General features: G+C 51.4%; 19 protein-coding genes and 1 pseudogene. 13 read left to right on the top strand and 7 right to left on the bottom strand.

Annotation, left to right across the window (positions count from 1 at the left end; all coding sequences use genetic code 11):
* Window positions 1-131: 131 nt before the first annotated feature.
* On the bottom strand, window positions 132-686 hold the full coding sequence (locus NWAT_RS11800; protein WP_013221298.1) for a recombinase family protein: 555 nt from the start codon (window positions 684-686) through the stop codon (window positions 132-134).
* Window positions 687-812: 126 nt separating this feature from the next.
* Between NWAT_RS11800 and NWAT_RS11795 the strand changes: the two genes are divergently transcribed.
* From NWAT_RS11795 to NWAT_RS17090, 3 genes are read left to right on the top strand one after another with little or no spacing between them, the layout of a single operon-like run.
* Window positions 813-1544, top strand: coding sequence for an SbcC/MukB-like Walker B domain-containing protein (locus NWAT_RS11795; protein ID WP_232420114.1), 732 nt, complete (start codon window positions 813-815; stop codon window positions 1542-1544).
* Entirely contained in the window at window positions 1499-2488 is a 990-nt protein-coding gene (locus NWAT_RS11790) for a pPIWI-associating nuclease domain-containing protein (protein ID WP_157679896.1), read from the top strand. Before NWAT_RS11795 ends, NWAT_RS11790 begins: the two co-directional genes overlap by 46 nt.
* Before the next feature lie 57 nt (window positions 2489-2545).
* Complete coding sequence (locus NWAT_RS17090; RefSeq protein ID WP_013221296.1) at window positions 2546-2707, top strand: hypothetical protein; 162 nt, start codon at window positions 2546-2548, stop codon at window positions 2705-2707.
* A gap of 389 nt (window positions 2708-3096) precedes the next feature.
* Here the strand turns inward: NWAT_RS17090 and NWAT_RS11780 are convergent, their stop codons facing one another.
* The 4 genes from NWAT_RS11780 to pip are packed head-to-tail and all read right to left on the bottom strand — an operon-like array spanning window position 3097 to window position 6391.
* Window positions 3097-4425 (bottom strand): TRAP transporter large permease, encoded by a 1329-nt coding sequence (locus NWAT_RS11780; RefSeq protein WP_013221295.1) that lies wholly within the window; start codon window positions 4423-4425, stop codon window positions 3097-3099.
* Window positions 4425-4964, bottom strand: a complete 540-nt coding sequence (locus NWAT_RS11775; protein ID WP_013221294.1) for a TRAP transporter small permease subunit — start codon at window positions 4962-4964, stop codon at window positions 4425-4427. The genes NWAT_RS11780 and NWAT_RS11775 overlap by 1 nt, the downstream gene beginning before the upstream one ends.
* A 5-nt stretch (window positions 4965-4969) precedes the next feature.
* Window positions 4970-5437, bottom strand: coding sequence for a D-aminoacyl-tRNA deacylase (dtd, locus tag NWAT_RS11770; RefSeq protein ID WP_013221293.1), 468 nt, complete (start codon window positions 5435-5437; stop codon window positions 4970-4972).
* Window positions 5438-5446: 9 nt separating this feature from the next.
* Window positions 5447-6391, bottom strand: coding sequence for a prolyl aminopeptidase (gene pip / locus NWAT_RS11765; protein ID WP_013221292.1), 945 nt, complete (start codon window positions 6389-6391; stop codon window positions 5447-5449).
* 71 nt (window positions 6392-6462) lie between these two features.
* On the opposite strand from pip, the gene sucC reads away from it, so the two are divergent.
* The 3 genes from sucC (at window position 6463) to NWAT_RS11750 (ending at window position 9075) form a co-directional block, all read left to right on the top strand.
* Window positions 6463-7632, top strand: coding sequence for an ADP-forming succinate--CoA ligase subunit beta (sucC, locus tag NWAT_RS11760; protein ID WP_013221291.1), 1170 nt, complete (start codon window positions 6463-6465; stop codon window positions 7630-7632).
* Entirely contained in the window at window positions 7629-8504 is an 876-nt protein-coding gene (gene sucD / locus NWAT_RS11755; RefSeq protein WP_013221290.1) for a succinate--CoA ligase subunit alpha, read from the top strand. The genes sucC and sucD overlap by 4 nt, the downstream gene beginning before the upstream one ends.
* Before the next feature lie 232 nt (window positions 8505-8736).
* A complete protein-coding gene (locus tag NWAT_RS11750; protein WP_013221289.1) occupies window positions 8737-9075 on the top strand; it encodes a P-II family nitrogen regulator in 339 nt (112 codons plus the stop codon).
* A gap of 144 nt (window positions 9076-9219) precedes the next feature.
* Here the strand turns inward: NWAT_RS11750 and NWAT_RS11745 are convergent, their stop codons facing one another.
* Entirely contained in the window at window positions 9220-10008 is a 789-nt protein-coding gene (locus NWAT_RS11745; protein WP_013221288.1) for an outer membrane protein assembly factor BamD, read from the bottom strand.
* An 81-nt stretch (window positions 10009-10089) separates the two neighbouring features.
* Here NWAT_RS11745 and NWAT_RS11740 point away from each other — a divergent pair, with 81 nt between their 5' ends.
* Window positions 10090-11160: a L,D-transpeptidase family protein gene (locus NWAT_RS11740; RefSeq protein ID WP_013221287.1), complete on the top strand. Its 1071-nt coding sequence runs from the start codon at window positions 10090-10092 to the stop codon at window positions 11158-11160.
* A 39-nt stretch (window positions 11161-11199) separates the two neighbouring features.
* Here the strand turns inward: NWAT_RS11740 and NWAT_RS11735 are convergent, their stop codons facing one another.
* Entirely contained in the window at window positions 11200-11511 is a 312-nt protein-coding gene (locus tag NWAT_RS11735) for an Lpp/OprI family alanine-zipper lipoprotein (protein ID WP_013221286.1), read from the bottom strand.
* Window positions 11512-11881: 370 nt separating this feature from the next.
* Here NWAT_RS11735 and suhB point away from each other — a divergent pair, with 370 nt between their 5' ends.
* The 6 genes and pseudogenes from suhB to NWAT_RS11710 all read left to right on the top strand — a co-directional run bounded on the left by suhB (window position 11882) and on the right by NWAT_RS11710 (window position 17841).
* A complete protein-coding gene (gene suhB / locus NWAT_RS11730; protein WP_013221285.1) occupies window positions 11882-12679 on the top strand; it encodes an inositol-1-monophosphatase in 798 nt (265 codons plus the stop codon).
* Window positions 12680-12818: 139 nt separating this feature from the next.
* Entirely contained in the window at window positions 12819-14648 is a 1830-nt protein-coding gene (gene typA / locus NWAT_RS11725) for a translational GTPase TypA (RefSeq protein WP_013221284.1), read from the top strand.
* Window positions 14649-14652: 4 nt separating this feature from the next.
* On the top strand, window positions 14653-14880 hold the full coding sequence (locus NWAT_RS17800) for a PP0621 family protein (RefSeq protein ID WP_013221283.1): 228 nt from the start codon (window positions 14653-14655) through the stop codon (window positions 14878-14880).
* 30 nt (window positions 14881-14910) lie between these two features.
* A complete protein-coding gene (locus NWAT_RS11715; RefSeq protein ID WP_232420113.1) occupies window positions 14911-16260 on the top strand; it encodes a histidine kinase dimerization/phospho-acceptor domain-containing protein in 1350 nt (449 codons plus the stop codon).
* The gene (locus NWAT_RS17515) at window positions 16196-16507 is read left to right on the top strand and encodes a sensor histidine kinase (protein WP_269724254.1); all 312 of its coding nucleotides are present in this window, start codon (window positions 16196-16198) and stop codon (window positions 16505-16507) included. Before NWAT_RS11715 ends, NWAT_RS17515 begins: the two co-directional genes overlap by 65 nt.
* A pseudogene (locus NWAT_RS11710) lies at window positions 16504-17841 on the top strand (sigma-54-dependent transcriptional regulator). Before NWAT_RS17515 ends, NWAT_RS11710 begins: the two are co-directional and overlap by 4 nt.
* Window positions 17842-18133 lie beyond the last annotated feature (292 nt).

The following is an 18133-nucleotide window of genomic DNA, read 5'->3' as shown; positions in this document are numbered from 1 at the left end:
CTATTGGTCTTTTCTTGCGCCTCCCAGACATAGCTATAGAGGGTGGGCTTGGAAATGGGGTTTGAGGGGCAGCGGAACGAAAAGTCGGGTTAAGGAGGAAGGATTTTGCACGTCCTCGGTATAATGTTCATTTATCGTGAGGATGCGGGTACCCACCGGTAAAGCGTGGGTATGGAGATACCGAGATTTTTAGCGACTTCCTGAGGCGGGACGCCATTGTTTAACAACTTTCTAGCGGATTCTATTTTACTTGGAGTCATCTGCCGCTTTCGACCGCCGACACGGCCCCGTTGTCTGGCGGCAAGTAAACCGGCCCGGGTTCGCTCGGCGATCAATTCCCGCTCCATTTGGGCAAGGGATGCCATAATATGGAAGAAGAATCGCCCTGTCGGCGTGGCGGTGTCGATGCCGTCGGTCAGGCTACAGAATTGAACCTCACGCTCAGCCAATTCGCTGATAAAATCGACAAGCCCTTTCATAGTCCGCCCCAACCGGTCTGGTTTCCAAACCACTAATCCATCATCCGGCCGCAGGTGCGAGAGCGCATCCGCAAGCCCAGGACGGTTGATTTTAGAGCCGGAGGCCTGGTCAGTAAAAATGCGCTCACAACCGGCCTTCCGGAGTGCATCCAGCTGCAGGTCGAGCAGTTGTTCGTTAGTGGAGACCCGTGCATAGCCAATCCGCATATTCTTACTCCTGGGGTCTTCTCAAAACCCATCGATGAGCTGGCGGATAAGGCTAGAGCGCTGGATGAGCGTCAAACCGACCTGAAGGCCAGACAAAAGGATCGGGAAACGCGCCTGGCCACGGCAATGGCCCAAAAGGTTACCGACAAATCGCTGGAAGAGCTCGAGCCCCAATTCAAGGAACAGGAGGAATCTCTGAAAGAGCTGCGAGACATCATTGCCGGTCTCAAGCACAGGCTTGATGAAAATGCTGCCGCCAAAGAGCGGATAAAGGAGAAGCAAGGGGCTATCGAAGCCCAGAAAAAAGAATGCCGCAGGTGGAAGAACCTGCACGAATTAATCGGCTCTGCAGACGGCAAGAAATACCGCAATTTTGCCCAGGGGTTGACCTTTGAAGTGATGCTTGGTCACGCCAACCGGCAACTCCAGCAAATGACCGATCGCTACCTGCTGATCCGCGACGATGCTCAGCCCCTGGAGCTCAGCGTGGTTGACAACTACCAGGCTGGGGAGATTCGGTCCACGAAGAACCTTTCCGGCGGCGAGAGCTTTATCGTCAGCCTGTCCCTGGCGCTGGGATTGTCCCACATGGCCAGCAGGAATGTTCGGGTGGACTCGCTGTTCCTGGATGAAGGCTTCGGCACCCTGGATGAGGAGGCTCTGGATACCGCGCTGGAAACTCTCGCGGGCCTGCAGCAGGACGGCAAGCTGATCGGCGTGATTTCACACGTGCCGGCCCTGAAGGAGCGGATCAGCTCCCAAATTCGGGTAATACCTCAAACCGGTGGCAGGAGCAAGATAGCGGGGCCTGGATGCGGTGGGTTGAGTGCTGCAAAACGGGCCAAAGAAGCGGGTTAACTCGGCAATGTCGGACGGTTGTCAAAACAGCCAGAACCGCTCTCGCTAAATTCCATCAGGATATGGAGGCCATCAACCGGCTGGCCAAGCCGTCCTATCTGAGCGTGATCGAGCAGATGGAACGCACGCTGGAACCGATACGTCGTCAGCAGTTGGAAATCAGCCGTGCTCTCGAAATGTCTGGAGCAGCGGCTCGAATACGGGAGATAGCCAATGCCAACCAACACTGGCAGGAGTTGGTAAAGCAGACTACCGTGACAAGCCGCATTGCCGAGAGCCTTGCTGCTTCACACCGGTCATGGCTTGAGCATATTAAGCCTGTCCAACACGACTTCTCGCACCTTTCCCAGCTCCAGACCTCTGCCAGACTGGCTCTGTGTGATACCTCCTTGCGGCTTGCCGCCACGGAACGGCTCATGGCGGGCATTGATTTCGAGGCGATAAGGAGTTGTTTTCAAATCGAGATGCCGGTCATTGCGGGGCTGGAGAGCTCGATAGCCCATGTGGCAGCCTCGTATGGAAGCTTGGCAGAGTCACTGCGGGATATATCGGACATTACGCGGCTGCCTGCCTTCGTTTTGCCGCGGGCCACTCGAGAGATCTACACAACCAGCTTCGCACTCGAGGCCCTCCGCCCCTGGGATGAACGGGATGAGGATGAGACCGAAACGGAAATTCAGTTTGTCGCCGAATCTGAGCTGGAAACATCGGGCTGCATCGCTCTTCTGCAACAGGTCGATCCGGGACTCGCACGGCCGTACATCGGCGCTCGGGATGCCCTGTATGGTAACAATGCCGACCGGGCACGGCATATTCTGAGCTCGCTCAGGGAGCTGTGGAACCATCTGCTCAGGCGATTGGCACCCGATGATCTTGTCGCCGCGTGGATTCCGGGGGTGTCCAACCAGAAGGACCTGCTTCATGAGGGTAAACCTACCCGTTGAGCCAGGGTTCTTTATGTTTGCCGGGAGCTGAACAACGATCCACTGACCGACTTCCTGATGCACGATACCCGGGCGCTGGTGAAGATGATCGAGCTGTTCAATCGGGTTCACGAGCTGGAGACTGCGCTGACCGATGAACAGCTCAGGGCCATTCTCCTCAGAACCAATTCGTGGCTGATGTACATACTGCAGATCTCCTCGGGAAATTTTCACAAGTAGACAGGAGGCGACCATGCCAAAGAAACCAGGATCACATCATGTAGTCTCGAACGCCAATAGCGGTTGGGAGGTTAAGAAGGGTAACACCATCTGCAGCAGCGGCTACTTTGACAAGAAGCAAGGTGTCGTTGATGCCGAATGCAAAATTAGCCAGAACTAAGGCACTGAGTTCTACATCCACGGCTAAAGATGGGAAAATCCAGAGTAAGGACAGCCACGGGAACGATCTGTATTCGCCGAAGGGGTGAGTTCGTCTAGGTCAATCTAAACCCCGTTTTAGCAAAAATACCTAACTCCTCGTGAGGACAAGAGTAAAATCATGAAAGATTTTCAACTACTGATAGACTTCCACCTTATAATTTGTACAGAGGTAGTTAAAATCCAAAATTTTAGCCACCCATCCCCTGCAAGCGATCCATGGTTGTAGGCAGCCAGAGTCCTATTTCGGGAAAGACCAACAGGAGCGCCAAGGTGATGAGCTGGATAGCAATAAAGGGCAGTATGCCGCGATAAAGGTGAGTGATATGGATTTCAGGAGGGGCTACTGCTTTTAAATAAAACAGAGAAAAGCCAAAGGGTGGCGTGAGAAAAGAGGTTTGCAAGTTGAGCGCGATCAATACTGCGAACCACAGCGGATTAAGCCCTAAGTGGATAGCCACGGGGGTAAGAATGGGGACCACAATAAAGCAAATTTCAAGGAAATCCAGAAAAAATCCTAGCAAGAAAATTAGTAACATGCTGATGGCGAGGAAAGTCCAGCTTCCTCCTGGTAGTCCCGTCATTAATTCTAAGACCAGGGTATCACCTCCCATTCCGCGAAAAACCAGGCCAAAGGCAGTAGCGCCAATTAGGATAAGAAACACCATGCTGGTCAGGCGCACGGTCTGGGCGCTGGCTGCATGCAAGTTAGCCAGTGTTAGCCGCCGGTGCCAGAGTGCCAGGAGGATTGCACCGAGAGCACCCACAGCCGCCGACTCGGTGGGAGAAGCAATCCCAAAAAAAATGGAGCCTAATACCGCCATTACTAAGGTGAGGGGAGGAATAAGGCTTTTGACTACCTGCCGCCCTAAGTTAGGGTTATCCTGGGATGCCGTTCTGTTCAAAGCTGGCGCGGCCTCTGGTCGCCGCCAGGCAGTTATCGCGATATGGAGAATGTAGAGCAGGATAAGCAAAACCCCTGGGACGACTGCCGCCATAAATAGCTGGCCTACCGCTACTCCCATTACATCTCCTAATAGAATCAGCACAATACTAGGGGGGATGATCTGCCCTAATGTGCCCGCAGAGGCAATAGTCCCTGTCGCCAGTTCCTTGGCGTAGCCATGTTTGAGCATGGAGGGTAAAGCAATGATTCCCATGGTGACTACCGTAGCGCCTACTACCCCCGTGGTTGCCGCCAACAAGGCGCCTACCACAACGATGGAGATTCCTAATCCTCCCCGCAATCGGCCAAACAATAAGCCCATGGTTTCCAGTAGATCTTCGGCTAGCCCCGACTTTTCTAGGATGACCCCCATAAATACAAACAAGGGTACCGCCAATAAAGTGAAATTGGTCATGATGCCCCAAATACGCAGGGGCAAAAGCCGGAAGAAATCCATATCCAGGAAGATTGCGCCGAAAGCTAGCGCAACACCTCCCAGGGTAAAGGCAACCGGATAACCTAATAGCAGCAGTGCAAATAGCACTGCAAACATGACGAGCGCCCAAACTTCCATTATTGGATGGTGTCCGAGATGTGCCGCAACTTTAGTAAGTTGCGGATAAAATCAGCCACGCCTTGGAGTGCGAGTAAGCTAAAGGCAAGTGGAATGATAGCTTTCAGAAGATAGCGATCAGGGAGGCCGCCAGGATCGGGAGAACCTTCGTTTTGCAAAAAGGCGTTACGGACAAAAGGCCAGGAGGCGGTAATAATGACGAGGCAGAAAGGGAGAAGAAAGATAAGGGTGCCAAGGAGATTGATCCAGATTCGCGCCCGGAGACTTAACCACTTATCTTGATGAAAGATATCGACCCGCACGTGGCCATCATCCTTCAAGGTGGGCGCGGCGCCCAATAAAAAGATAAGGGCAAAGAGATGCCATTCCAGTTCCTGCAAGGCCACCGAGCCGTTGTGGAAAAGGTAGCGCATACTAACGTCATAACAGACCAATAACACCAAAAGCAGGACTAGCCAGGCCACTAGGTGGCCTATTCTGGCACTTAATTTATCGGTAAAAGCCGTAAACCGTTGGAGTTTTTGTTCCGGAAATTCCATATTTTTTATTTGTTTTTGGCTGTTTGAACCGCTGGCGGAATCCGCAAGGTAAAGGTAACAGGGCCATCATTGGTCAGGGAGAGTTGCATGTGGGCGCCGAAACGGCCTGCCGCGCATCTAGAGTAACGGGCCTTAGCCTGGGCAAATAGATATTCGACTATTTGCTTACCCAAGGGGGGTGGGGCCGCTGGAGTAAAGTTGGGACGGGTTCCTTTGCGGGTGTCGGCCGCCAAGGTGAATTGAGGCACCAATAAGAGATTGCCTTCCGCATCGGCCAGGCTTAGGTTCATGTGTCCTTTGGAGTCGGCAAATACCCGGTAACTTAATAGACGTTCTAGGAGCCGTTCGGCTTGGGACGTGCCGTCGCCCCGCTCGATTCCCACCAATACCACTAATCCGGGACCGATGTGCGCAATAACCTCTCCCGCGACGGCGACTTGGGCCTGGGTGACCCGCTGCAGCAGGGCAATCACCAGCGAGTTTTATCCTACCCGCCTTGCCATCAGGTTCGTTGCCCGGATTAGCGCGTCCACGATGGCTGGTTCGGTTGCTCCATGGCCGGCTAGGGGCACGATTTGTAGCTCGGATGAAGGCCACGCTTGATGCAGCTCCCAGGCATTGCTGGCAGGACAAATGACATCATAGCGGCCGTGGACGATGATGCCAGGAATATTTTTTAACTGGCGGGCATGATCAAGTATCTGGTTGGGTTGAATAAAGTAATGATGCCTAGCGTAGTGAATAAGCAAACGGGCATGGGCTAGCAGTGTGGTGTGGCCAGATTGGGAAGGCGTTTCATTGCTAGCAAGGTGCATACAACTGGACTCCCAGGCATACAGTGCCTTAGCGGCCGCCATCTGAGCCAACTCGTCGGGACCATTGAGACGGTGGTGGAAGAATTCTATGAGGTTATTCCTTTCCCCAGTGGGAATATCTTCTACCAGGGCCGCCCAGGTATCGGGAAAAATTCGCGGCGCGCCCTCTTGCAGGAACCAGCGGGTATCTTGCTTCCGGCCGAGGAAAATACCGCGCAAAATGAGCCCCAAAACCCGGCTTGGGTGAGCTTCGCCGTAGAGTAGCCCGAGGGCGGCACCCCAAGAGCCCCCAAAAATAAGCCAGCGCTCAATTCCCAAGTAGTTGCGGATAAATTCCATATCCGCAAGTAGCGCTGTAGTGGTGTTTTTCTCCAGTTCGCCATGGGGTTGGGAGCTGCCGCAACCACGCTGATCGAATAAAATTATCCGATAAATGTCGGGATCGAAAAAGCAGCGGTGATGGGGCTGGCAACCACTACCCGGCCCTCCGTGGAGAAAGAGGATGGGGAGTCCTCCTGGGTGGCCGCATTCCTCGACATAGAGTTCATGGGGTGGGTCTACCGTCAGGGTATGGCGTACATAAGGCTTGATGTCGGGATAGAGAGTCAGCATTCAATATTTCGCCTACACTTCATATTTATGGACATAATAATACTATTATTGTACTCAAATGGGCTCAAAATATGATTTTGCATGAATTTCAGGCTAAATGCCTGTTCTCGGATTATGGAATCCCTGTTCCTTCCGGAGGTCCTGCCAGGTCTGCGGAGGAAGCTTGCGCATGGGCGCGGAAGTTAGGGGGGGAGCGCTGGGTAATCAAGGCCCAGGTGCATGCTGGTGGGCGCGGCAAGGCCGGTGGGGTGCGGGTAGTTGCCAGTATGGAGGAACTATCGGACTTTTGCTCCCACTTGTTGGGGACCCGTTTAGTGACGGCGCAAACCGATGCCACGGGGTTACCGGTGCAAAACCTCTTGGTGGAGCAGCCAGCGGCGATAGCTCGGGAATTTTATCTTGCTGCAACCCTGGACCGCCAGTTGGAACGGGTGGTGATCATGGCTTCAAGCCGTGGCGGGGTAAATATTGAGCAGGTAGCAGCAACGTATCCCGGCGAAATTCTCCAATTGGCAATCCATCCCGTAGTAGGATTACAGTCTTATCAGTGTCGGCGGGTAGGCTTCGCTTTTGGATTGACTTCGGAACAGCACCGGCAACTCGTCCAGATTATGGAAAAAATGTACCGCTTATTTTTGGAGCAAGATGCAAGCTTGGTGGAGATGAACCCATTAGTGGTAACGGAGCAGGGCGATTTGCTCGCTTTGGATGCCAAGGTGGTACTGGATGATAATGCCGCTTTCCGGCACGCTACTTGGGAGGCGTTACGCGACCCTACCCAAGAAAATCAGAAAGAAGTTGAGGCCCGGACTCATGGTTTAAGCTACATTGCCTTGGAAGGGGATATTGCCTGTATGGTTAATGGGGCGGGTCTGGCCATGGCGACCATGGATCTAATAAAGCTCCAGCATGGGGAGCCAGCTAATTTCCTCGATGTGGGGGGAACAGCGACGGCTGAACGGGTGACCGAAGCTTTTAAGTTGATCCTTACCGATACTAAGGTGAAGTCGATTCTGGTCAATATTTTTGGCGGTATCGTTCGCTGTGATCTGATTGCGGAAGGGATTATTCAGGCAGTGCAAGAGGTAGAGATTCAGTTACCGGTCGTGGTGCGTTTGGAAGGTACGAATGCCAAACAGGGCCGTGCCCTATTGCGGGAGAGCGGAATGAAGCTAATCACGGCGGATGATTTGACGGATGCCGCACGCAAAGCGGTTGCCGCGGCGGGGGAGCGGGCATGAGTATCTTGGTTGATAAGCAGACACGGGTCATTTGCCAAGGGTTTACGGGTAAGCAAGGCACTTTCCATTCCCGGCAAGCCTTAGAGTATGGCACGCAGCTGGTGGGTGGCGTAACGCCAGGCAAGGGAGGGCAGACCCATCTGGGGCAGCCTGTATTCGACACGGTAGCGGAGGCGGTAGAGGCGACCGGTGCTAACGCTACTATGATCTATGTTCCCGCAGCTTTTGCCGCCGATGCTATTTTAGAGGCCGCAGATGGGGGAGTCCCCCTTATCGTGTGTATTACCGAGGGGATTCCCGTGCTTGATATGCTCAGGGTTAAAGCGGCTCTGACAGGTCTCCCATCCTATCTAGTGGGACCTAATTGCCCTGGTATTATTACTCCCGGGGCTTGTAAAATCGGTATTATGCCAGGCGATATTCATCAAGCGGGCCGGATTGGCATTATCTCCCGTTCAGGCACTCTCACCTATGAGGCAGTCTATCAAACGAGCCAGAAGGGGCTGGGCCAAAGTACCTGCGTGGGGATTGGGGGAGATCCTATCCAAGGCATGAGCTTTGTCGATTGTTTGGCTTTGTTCGAGCAAGATCCCCAAACTGAGGGGGTAATTTTGGTGGGTGAAATAGGTGGCAGTGCTGAAGAAGAAGCCGCCGAGTATATTCAGTATCATGTTAGTAAACCCGTTGTTGCTTATATTGCGGGGCTGACGGCTCCCAAGGGCAAACGTATGGGGCATGCCGGCGCCATTATCAGTGGTGGCAAGGGAACCGCGGAAGGTAAGTTAAAAGCATTATCCGCGGCGGGTGTGTCTATTGCTCATTCACCGGCCGAGATGGGAGCGTGTATGGAACAGGCTATGGGTGGTGGATAAGGAAAATAAAACCAATAATGTCTGAAGGTTGCTTCGCCGCTGAATTCGCGCTAGAGTTTCCCCGCTTATAGGGCGTTATAAGTCGAGAAGAACGATAAAATTTCTGAGACGGTAAAAACTATCTCCGCTCTAGGAATGGCGGGGAAACACCCATTTATCAGGCAGACGAGATTTAGTAATGGGTAAGATGGAAACTGGTCCTAATAAAACTCCAAATTTTAAAGAGTAGTTAATGAAGAAAATCGAGGCGATTATCAAACCTTTTAAGCTTGACGATGTGCGCGAAGCGCTGTCGGAAATCGGCGTTTCAGGGATGACAGCCATCGAGGTCAAGGGATTTGGTCGTCAGAAAGGCCATACGGAACTCTACCGCGGTGCTGAGTATGTGGTGGACTTTCTGCCGAAAATTATGCTGGAGATAGTGGTCGGCGATGAGCAAGTTGATGCCTGTATCGAGGCAATTACTAAGGCAGCGCAATCCGGCCGGATTGGTGACGGTAAAATTTTTGTAACTAACGTTGAACGTGCTACCCGTATCCGTACTGGCGAGGAAGGAGTGGATGCCATTTAAGCGGCAGCAGTTTCGCGTGAAAGCATGGCAACTAGCTTAGCAAAATCCACGTAAACCCTCGCCCCTTCGGGCGAGGAGCAGCCACTTGCTGGAAGGCTGGCGTGATGATTTTTGTAGACGTTTTACTTCCAAGAGCCTACCTATTTATTTTACTGCTTTAAGCGTCCTCGCCTTGGCAATACCAGAATGTCCTGGGAAGCTTAATTCCAATATTCGCAGGGTATCTTCCTTTAGCTCATTTAAGCCAAGGATTTCATATCCCCGCGCCATAATAGTGAGTGCTTCAGGCACCGGGGGAGTACGCTGATAGTTTTCCACGACATATTTGGCCCGGTTGATGGCTCCAATATAGGCACCCCGTCGCATATAATAATGGGCTACGTTAATTTCATGTTGGGCAAGCCGATTACGCAGGTAGACGATGCGTTGAGCGCTGTCTTCGGCATACTTGCTGTCAGGGAAGCGCTGAATTAATGTCTTGAAGCTCTTGAGGGCATTCCGGGCGGATTCTGGGTCGCGCTGGGTCTCGTCCCGGGGAATATATCTTTCTACGATCCCAACGCCGCGATGGAAGCTTACCAGCCCTTTAAGGTAATGAGCGTAATCCATATGAGAGTTGAGAGGATACAAGCGAATAAAACGGTCTAACGCAGCAAGCGCCGATTCGGGTTCATTGAATTTGTAGTAAGCATAAGCGGACTCTAGGAGTGCTTGCTGGGCATAAACACCAAAGGGATAACGGGCTTCAAGCTGTTCATAGAACGTGATGGCTTTTTGGTAATCACCGGCATTAAGAGCGGCTTTGGCCTCGGCATAGAAACGTTCCACAGTCCAATCAGCTTCCGGCTTCTCTTCCGGTGGAGACTTGCCAAGCCAAGCGCATCCACCAAGCCATAGGATTAGGCACAAGGACAGAAATTTAAAAATCCACATGCTGTTAGATTACCCTAACTAAGGGCAGGAGCAAAGCAGATACTGAGCAAAACCGAAGGCTATACTGGGAAAAAATGTTTTATGGTTAAATTAAAAATAGTGCCTCTCATTATCGCAAATTTTTATACTAGTATAATAGCTGGCAGCATTTTTTTCTCTGCTCCTGCCCCGGCAGTAACTTTTGCGCTGCCTTCGGTAGGAGAGACGGTGGTAGGGCGCAATCTTATAGTACCTGCAAAAGCTTCCGAGACTTTGCTGGATATTGCCCGCCGCTATGATGTTGGTTACAGCGAAATTAAAGCCGCTAACCCTGATATCGATCTCTGGCTGCCCAAGGAGGGCAGCCTGGTAGTGGTTCCAGCTCAGTATGTGTTACCGCAAGCGCCTCGTAGGGGTATCGTCATTAATCTGGCTGAAATGCGGCTGTATTATTTTCCGGAGCCCTCATCGGCGCAGCCAAGCACCGTGGTTACCCATCCCATAGGGATTGGGCGAGAAGGTTGGTCTACCCCCTTAGGGCGGACTTCAGTGATTAGCAAGAAGAAAAATCCCGCCTGGGTTCCACCAGAGTCGATTCGGGCGGAGCACGCAGCTGATGGAAATCCGTTACCAAAGAGAGTTCCGCCCGGCCCCGATAATCCTTTGGGTAAATTTGCCATGCGTTTAGGGATGCCGGGTTATCTGATTCATGGTACTAATCGTCCTTGGGGCGTGGGGATGCGGGTGAGCCATGGCTGTATACGGCTTTATCCGGAAGATATTTTGGGCTTATTCAGTCAGGTGAAGGTGGGTACGCCAGTTAATATTGTTTATCAGCCTTTTAAAGCCGGAATCAAGGACGGCATACTTTATCTTGAAGCCCATGCCCCTCTGCCAGAGCTAGAGAACTCGGAACAAGGCGCATTGACATCCATGGTAGCGGCTATCGTTGCCATTACCGACAAGCCGATTCAAGACATTAACTGGGAGCTAGCTAAGCGTACCGCTGCTGATCGAACCGGGATAGCAACGCGAGTAAGTGAGATAGACGATGGAAATTCGCTGTCTCGGGCGGGAAGAGCCGCTGGGTATGAATATAGTAAAGCCGAAATTAGTTACCAGGAAATTTTAACTTTTAAAATACCGTCTGGCCCGATTGCTTCGCTGTTTTAGCGTAATAGCAACCGGGCCAGGCGATGAGTGCATAAATACTTATTTACTCATTGCCTTCTCAAACATACGATCAACTTTCTGTAGGGCTTCATCGGCTGTTTGTTGAGCTTCATTGGCTGTTTGCTGGGCATTGTCGGCCTTTATGGAGGCATCTTCCGCCGATTGTGAGGCAGAAGCAGCAGCATTTTGGGCGCTACGGGCAGTATTTTTCGCTTCCTCAGCCGTATTTTTTACCTCCTGGATTTGGGATTCTAACTGTTCTACTCGGGAAGTACCCGCGCAAGCGCTCAGAAGCACCAAAAAAATCATGGCAATACCTAGGCTTAGGAAGTTATGAAAGCGTTTTTTCATTGTGGAATCCTTCGTTATTTCGTAGGAGAAGTTGCGGTAAATAAGGGCGGATAAATAAAATGATCACTACTTTTAAAGAGCCGCATGAAAACTAGCAGGAAAAATTGAGAAAGTCCAATAAAAGACTTCCAATTATAGCAGCAACTCACTGTTAATTAGGAATAACCGCCAGTATTTTATGTCTATATTTAGGAGATTTTTTACAAAACCGTGATGCCTGCCTTCCTAGGGGAGAAGGGATTAAGCCGTTTGCTGTTTGCGGCAGGCAAAATTCACAAGGTATCATAATAAATATTTGCAGGGTCCGTCGCATTGGATGCGGCGCTGGCCATTTGATTTTTAAACCACGTCCTTAAAAAAGGCTTTATTCATGCATCCCCTCCTTAATATTGCTGTGCGTGCAGCGCGCGGTGCTGGTAATTTAATTGTGCGCTCTTTAGACCGAGTCGACCACCTTGAGGTGACGGTAAAGGGGCGAAATGATTTTGTCAGCGATGTTGATCGTCTGGCCGAGCAGGAAATTATTAGTGTCATCCGCAAGGCTTACCCTAGTCATGGGATCTTGGCTGAAGAAGGTGGCGGGCAAGCAGGAGATGAGACAATTTGGGTCATCGATCCTTTAGATGGCACGACTAACTTTCTCCACGGGTTTCCCCAGTTTGCCGTATCTATTGCCGTAAAACACAAAGACCGTTTACAGCATGCCGTAATTTACGATCCCCTACGGCAGGAACTTTTTACCGCTTCCCGGGGAGGCGGCGCTCAATTAAATGATCGGCGGATACGAGTCAGCCAACAAAGAGGATTAGAAGGAGCTCTTTTGGGGACGGGTTTTCCCTTTAAAAAACATCACTATTTAGATTGCTATCTGGCGACCTTTAAGGCCCTATTTCGTGATGCCGCCGATATTCGCCGGCCCGGTTCGGCGGCTTTGGATCTCGCCTATGTGGCGGCAGGACGTTTAGATGGGTTCTGGGAGATGAGCCTTGCCGAGTGGGATATGGCTGCCGGAGCATTGCTTATTCAGGAAGCAGGCGGCATTGTGACTAGTTTTTCTGGGGATCATGATTTCTTTACCACGGGCAATGTGGTGGCGGGAAGTCTTTCGGTGCATAAGGCCATCCTGCAAGCCATTCAGCCTCTGTTGGTGGAGGAATTTACCTCATAAATTCTTGCCTGACTCCTAGAAGCCGCTTATGGGCTGTGCTTCATCGTGTTTTAAAAGGGTAGCGGTAATTACCCGTTATCATTTCGGGAATTTTATTTTTTTCATCAAGGTAAATTCATAGAGTCGGTTTCTATAAATTATGGTCGATAAACTACGTAATATCGCTATCATTGCTCACGTGGACCACGGCAAAACCACCTTGGTCGATCAACTGCTTAAGCAGTCCGGTACTTTTGACGAATGGGAGACTGTGGCTGAACGGGTACTTGATTCCAATGATTTGGAACGGGAACGAGGAATTACTATCCTTGCCAAGAATACTGCCATCGAATGGAATGGTTACCGAATTAATATTGTGGATACCCCTGGTCATGCGGATTTTGGTGGCGAGGTAGAACGGGTGTTGTCCATGGTGGATTCGGTGCTATTGCTGGTGGATGCTGTAGAGGGACCGATGCCCCAGACCCGGTTTGTAACCCAGAAGGCTTTTGCCCTGGGGCTCCACCCTATTGTGGTGATTAATAAAATTGATCGGCCAGGCAGTCGTCCCAATTGGGTGCTGGATCAAACATTTGATCTATTCGACCGCCTTGGCGCAACCGAGGAGCAATTAGATTTCCCGGTGGTGTATGCTTCCGCGCTTCAAGGCTATGGGGGCTTATCGCCAGAAACGCGGACTGGAGATATGACTCCTTTATTTCAGACCATCGTTCAATGCGTCTCTCCCCCGCGGGTAGATCTGGAAGGCTCTTTCCAAATGCAAATCAGCAGCCTGGATTATAGTCCCTACGTGGGGGTGATCGGCATTGGCCGTATTCAGCGAGGCGGGGTTAGTACCAACACCCCCGTGGAAATTTTGGATAGGGAAGGCCAGCGGCGCAAGGGGCGGGTGCTGCAAGTCATGGGTTTTAGGGGGTTGGAACGGGTTGAGGTGCCTGAAGCTCAGGCGGGGGATATTATCGCGGTTTCGGGTATCGATAATCTGCGAATCTCCGATACCCTTTGCGATCCTGCTCAGGTTGAGGGGCTGCCGCCTCTCACGGTGGATGAACCTACCGTAAGCATGACCTTTCAGGTGAATAATTCTCCTTTTGCCGGTCGGGACGGAAAATATATAACCAGCCGGCAGTTACGGGAGCGTTTACTCAGAGAGCTGATTCATAATGTTGCCTTGCGGGTCGAGGAGAGTGAAGATCCAGATAAATTCAAGGTCTCGGGACGAGGCGAGCTTCATCTTTCCATTCTTATCGAGAATATGCGGCGGGAGGGGTATGAATTGGGCGTGTCCCGGCCCGAAGTGATCGCCAAGGAAATCGAAGGGGAGCTGTGTGAGCCTTATGAGCAGCTTGTGGTGGATGTGGAAGAGCAGCACCAAGGCGCCGTAATGGAAAAGCTGGGCGAGCGCAAAGGTGATCTTGCCGACATGGTACCCGATGGCAAGGGACGGGTGCGTTTGGAATACTCTATCCTGTCCCGGGGCCTCATTGGTTTTCAGACCGAATTTCTGACGGCCACCTCGGGCACTGGTTTAATGTACCATGTTTTCGACCGCTACGGACCTATTAAAAAAGGTACCATTGCCCATCGCAAGAACGGGGTTTTGATAGCCAATGGTGTTGGGAAAGCTTTGGGATATGCTTTGTTTAATTTACAGGAACGGGGGCGGCTCCTCATCGGACCGGGTGCCGAGGTTTATGAAGGCATGATTATTGGTATTCATTCGCGGGAGAACGATTTGGTTGTTAATCCCCTGAAAGCCAAGCAGCTTACCAATATCCGTGCGGCTGGAAGCGATGAAAATATTTTGTTGACCCCCCCCTTACGATTGAGCTTGGAGCAAGCCTTGGAGTTTATCGATGACGACGAGTTAGTCGAGGTGACCCCCGAACATATCCGCTTGCGCAAGAAACTTTTGTTGGAACATGAAAGGAAACGGGCAGCGCGGAGCAAAGTAGCAGCGGAAGGGTAGCGAAATGCGGTTATTACTCTTTGGTTTGATTGCGTTATTAACCTATTTTTTGCTGAAAAAACTATTAAAGAATTACCAATTTAGCCGAAAGAATCAAGTAATAGATAGCAAGCGGATGGTTCGTTGCGCTCACTGTGGAATTTTCCTTCCCGAGGACGAAGCCCTGACAGAGAGCAATCACAATTTTTGTTGCCGTGAGCACCGTGAATTGGCGAAAAGCGATAAAGGATAAAAAAACATCGAGTTTAATGGCCAGGATGTAGTGGAGGAAGCCCTATCTTCTTGGCGGCCGCTCGCCATTTTTTGCCTCTATCGTTTATTAATTATCTCCTTGTTTTTGATGGCCGTTATTACCGGTACCGGCCCCGGTTTTCTGGGTGAATCTCACCCTCATCTATTCTTGATGACAGCTCTGGTTTATGCCGCCGCAGCCATTGCCCTAGGCGTTGCCACGGTAGCTCGAATGGGCGGATTTTATTTCCAAGTGTGGTTTCAGTTAACCTTGGATATTGGCGCGATTACGCTTTTGATGCACGCCAGTGACGGTGTGCTTAGTGGCTTGGGAATGCTGCTGGTGGTAGTGATTGCCGCCGGGGGTATTTTAACGGTGGGGCGGACTGCCAGTGCCTTGGCTGCCCTGGCCACATTGGCGGTGTTGCTTGAACAGTCTTATGCTCTCGTATTCCGTGATTCCGATGCTGCTCACTATACTCAGGCGGGCTTATTAGGCGCCACCCTGTTTGCCACGGCTTTACTGGCCCAGGTGCTAACAGCACGGCTTCGGGAGAGCGAGGCCCGTGCGGCCCAGCGGAGCTTGGATCTGGCCAATATCAGCCAGCTTAATGGGTATATTATCCAGCATCTACAGTCCGGAGTCCTCGTGATAGATTGGGAAGGTACCCTTCGGCTCATTAATCAGGCTGGGCAGATCCTATTAGGGCTGAAACCAGGAGAGGAAAAAAATTCGCTGGACCAGATAGCCCCATACCTGGCTAAACGGCTTAATAGCTGGCGGGAAGGACTGCACTTTCACCAGTCTGAAGCTTTCCGGCCGCTTCGGGGACAATCCGAAATATTGCCTAAATTCATTAGCCTGGGGCCCCGCTCAGGCACATTAATTTTTTTAGAGGATGCTTCGGCCTCGGCCCGCCAAGCCCAGCAATTGAAGCTGGCTTCCCTGGGGCGGCTCACAGCGAGCATTGCCCATGAAATCCGTAATCCCCTGGGCGTCATCAGTCATGCCAGTCAGCTTTTAAGGGAATCTTCCACCCTAAGTCAAAGGGAGCGGCGGCTGCTGGAAATTATTCTTAATCACTGTACCCGGGTAAACGGGATCGTCAAGAATGTCTTGCAGTTGAGCCGCCGGCAGCAGCATAGCCGTCTAAAAGTGTTGCCCCTCAAGCCATGGTTGCTGGATTTCCTGGATGAATTTTGCCGTACCCAAGGCATTGACCGGACAGAGGTGGCGCTCCAAATACGCTCCGGCACAGCCCAGGTTCATATGGACCCTTCTCAGTTTCGCCAGATAGTATGGAATCTTTGCGATAATGCCTGGCGTCATTCCCGAAGTCGGGGCCATGTTCCCTATTTCCAAATCTTGGATGGAGAATGAAACGGATAGGGGCCAGGTTTTTTTGGAGGTCATGGATAGGGGACCCGGTATTCCCGATGATATGGCCGATAAAATATTCGAACCCTTTTTTACTACCCAAAAAACGGGTACCGGGTTGGGCCTTTATTTTGCCCGGGAACTGTCGGAATGTAATGGCGCGAGTCTGGAGTATCGCCCAGTTCCTGGCGGAGGAAGCTGTTTTCGGCTTTGTTTTGCTCCCCTGAGCATGGGAGCGAATGTGGCATGAAGGAATGCCCCTTGGCCCTCATCGTGGATGATGAGCCGGATATTCTGGAATTACTCGACCTTACCCTGACGCCCTTGGGTATTGTCTGCCAAAAGGCGGCTAATCTTGCTAGGGCTCGTCACTATCTGCAACAACAGCCCTTCGATCTCTGCTTGACTGATATGCGCCTTCCGGATGGGGATGGCATCGAGCTAGTTAGGTTAATTAGCCAGTACTGCCCGGAAACGCCAGTAGCGGTGATTACCGCCCATGGCAACGTGGAGACTGCCGTTGCCGCCTTGAAAGCCGGCGCATTTGATTTCATCTCAAAACCGGTGGATTTACAGGCGTTGCGCAATCTGGTCAAGAGGGCGCTAAAACTTCCTCTTCCCTATCCCAAAATGGAAAGGCGAACCCGCCACCGGTTACTTGGGGAGTCGGCCGCCATGCGGGCAGTGCGCGCCCAAATTGCCAAGCTGGCCCGTCGTAGTCAAGCGCCAGTTTACATTAGCGGTGAATCGGGCACGGGTAAGGAACTGGTTGCTAGGCTTATCCATGAGCAAGGGCCCCGTTCGGCGGGTTCCTTCGTACCCGTCAATTGTGGAGCTATACCCACCGAGCTGATGGAAAGTGAATTTTTTGGTCATAGAAAGGGCAGTTTTAGTGGCGCTGTTGGTGACCAGTAGGGATTGTTTCAGGCCGCAGATGGGGGCACTTTGTTTTTGGACGAAGTAGCCGATTTACCTCTCCCCATGCAGGTCAAGCTTCTGCGGGCTATCCAGGAGAGGAGCGTGCGGCCCATTGGCAGTCAGAAAGAAATTGCTGTTGATGTCCGTATTCTTTGTGCTACCCATAAAGATCTGGCCGCCTTGGTGCGACAAGGTGACTTTCGCCAGGATCTTTTCTATCGGCTCAATGTCATTGAATTAGCTGTTCCTTCCTTGAGACAGCGGACAAGCGATATTTCTCAGCTAGCCGGACATATCTTGGACAAACTCGCCGAGACCAATGGGGGGACTCCTTTTAAACTAGCGCTTGAAGCTTTAGAAGTGCTACAAGGTTATCTCTTTCCTGGGAATATCAGAGAGTTGGAAAATATCCTGGAGCGGGCCGTAACCCTGTGCGAATCCGAAACCATTGGGACCAAGGATCTGCGCCTGCCTCAAGTAGAATTGCCTAGTAGCTCAGAATTCCTTCCTGCAAATTCTTTAGAAGAGCGTTTAGCGGGATTAGAAAAACAGACTATCCTCCAAGCACTCGAACAAACTCGCTACAATAAAACCGCTGCTGCTAAAATTTTAGGTATTACTTTCCGTGCTTTACGTTACCGGTTAAAAAAACTGGAGTTGGAATAAGCCGGTCGTTTGCCATTTGGGGCGCTTAGCCTAAAAAGGTAAAAGTCCCTAAACCAACATTTAATCCGGTAATAGGTCCTGGGCAGTAGCCGTGGAACCTGAATTACTTCCCAAGCCTCTGATTTTTTAGTAATTCCCTTCGTCTTCCTCCAATCGACGCCGTTGCGCCATGGCTTTAAACAGGCAGAAATACTCCTTGAAAACAGCCGCTTAATCTTAGCACACCAAAATATGAACGCCTTCTGTACAGAGAAGTTGACAAGGGGGAGGGGAGAGGTAAGGGATTGAATTG

This window comes from Nitrosococcus watsonii C-113 (genome assembly GCF_000143085.1).
Classification (GTDB): domain Bacteria; phylum Pseudomonadota; class Gammaproteobacteria; order Nitrosococcales; family Nitrosococcaceae; genus Nitrosococcus; species Nitrosococcus watsonii.
The sequence above is the reverse complement of the archived record's forward strand: the minus strand, read 5'-3'. Positions and strand labels throughout refer to the sequence as shown.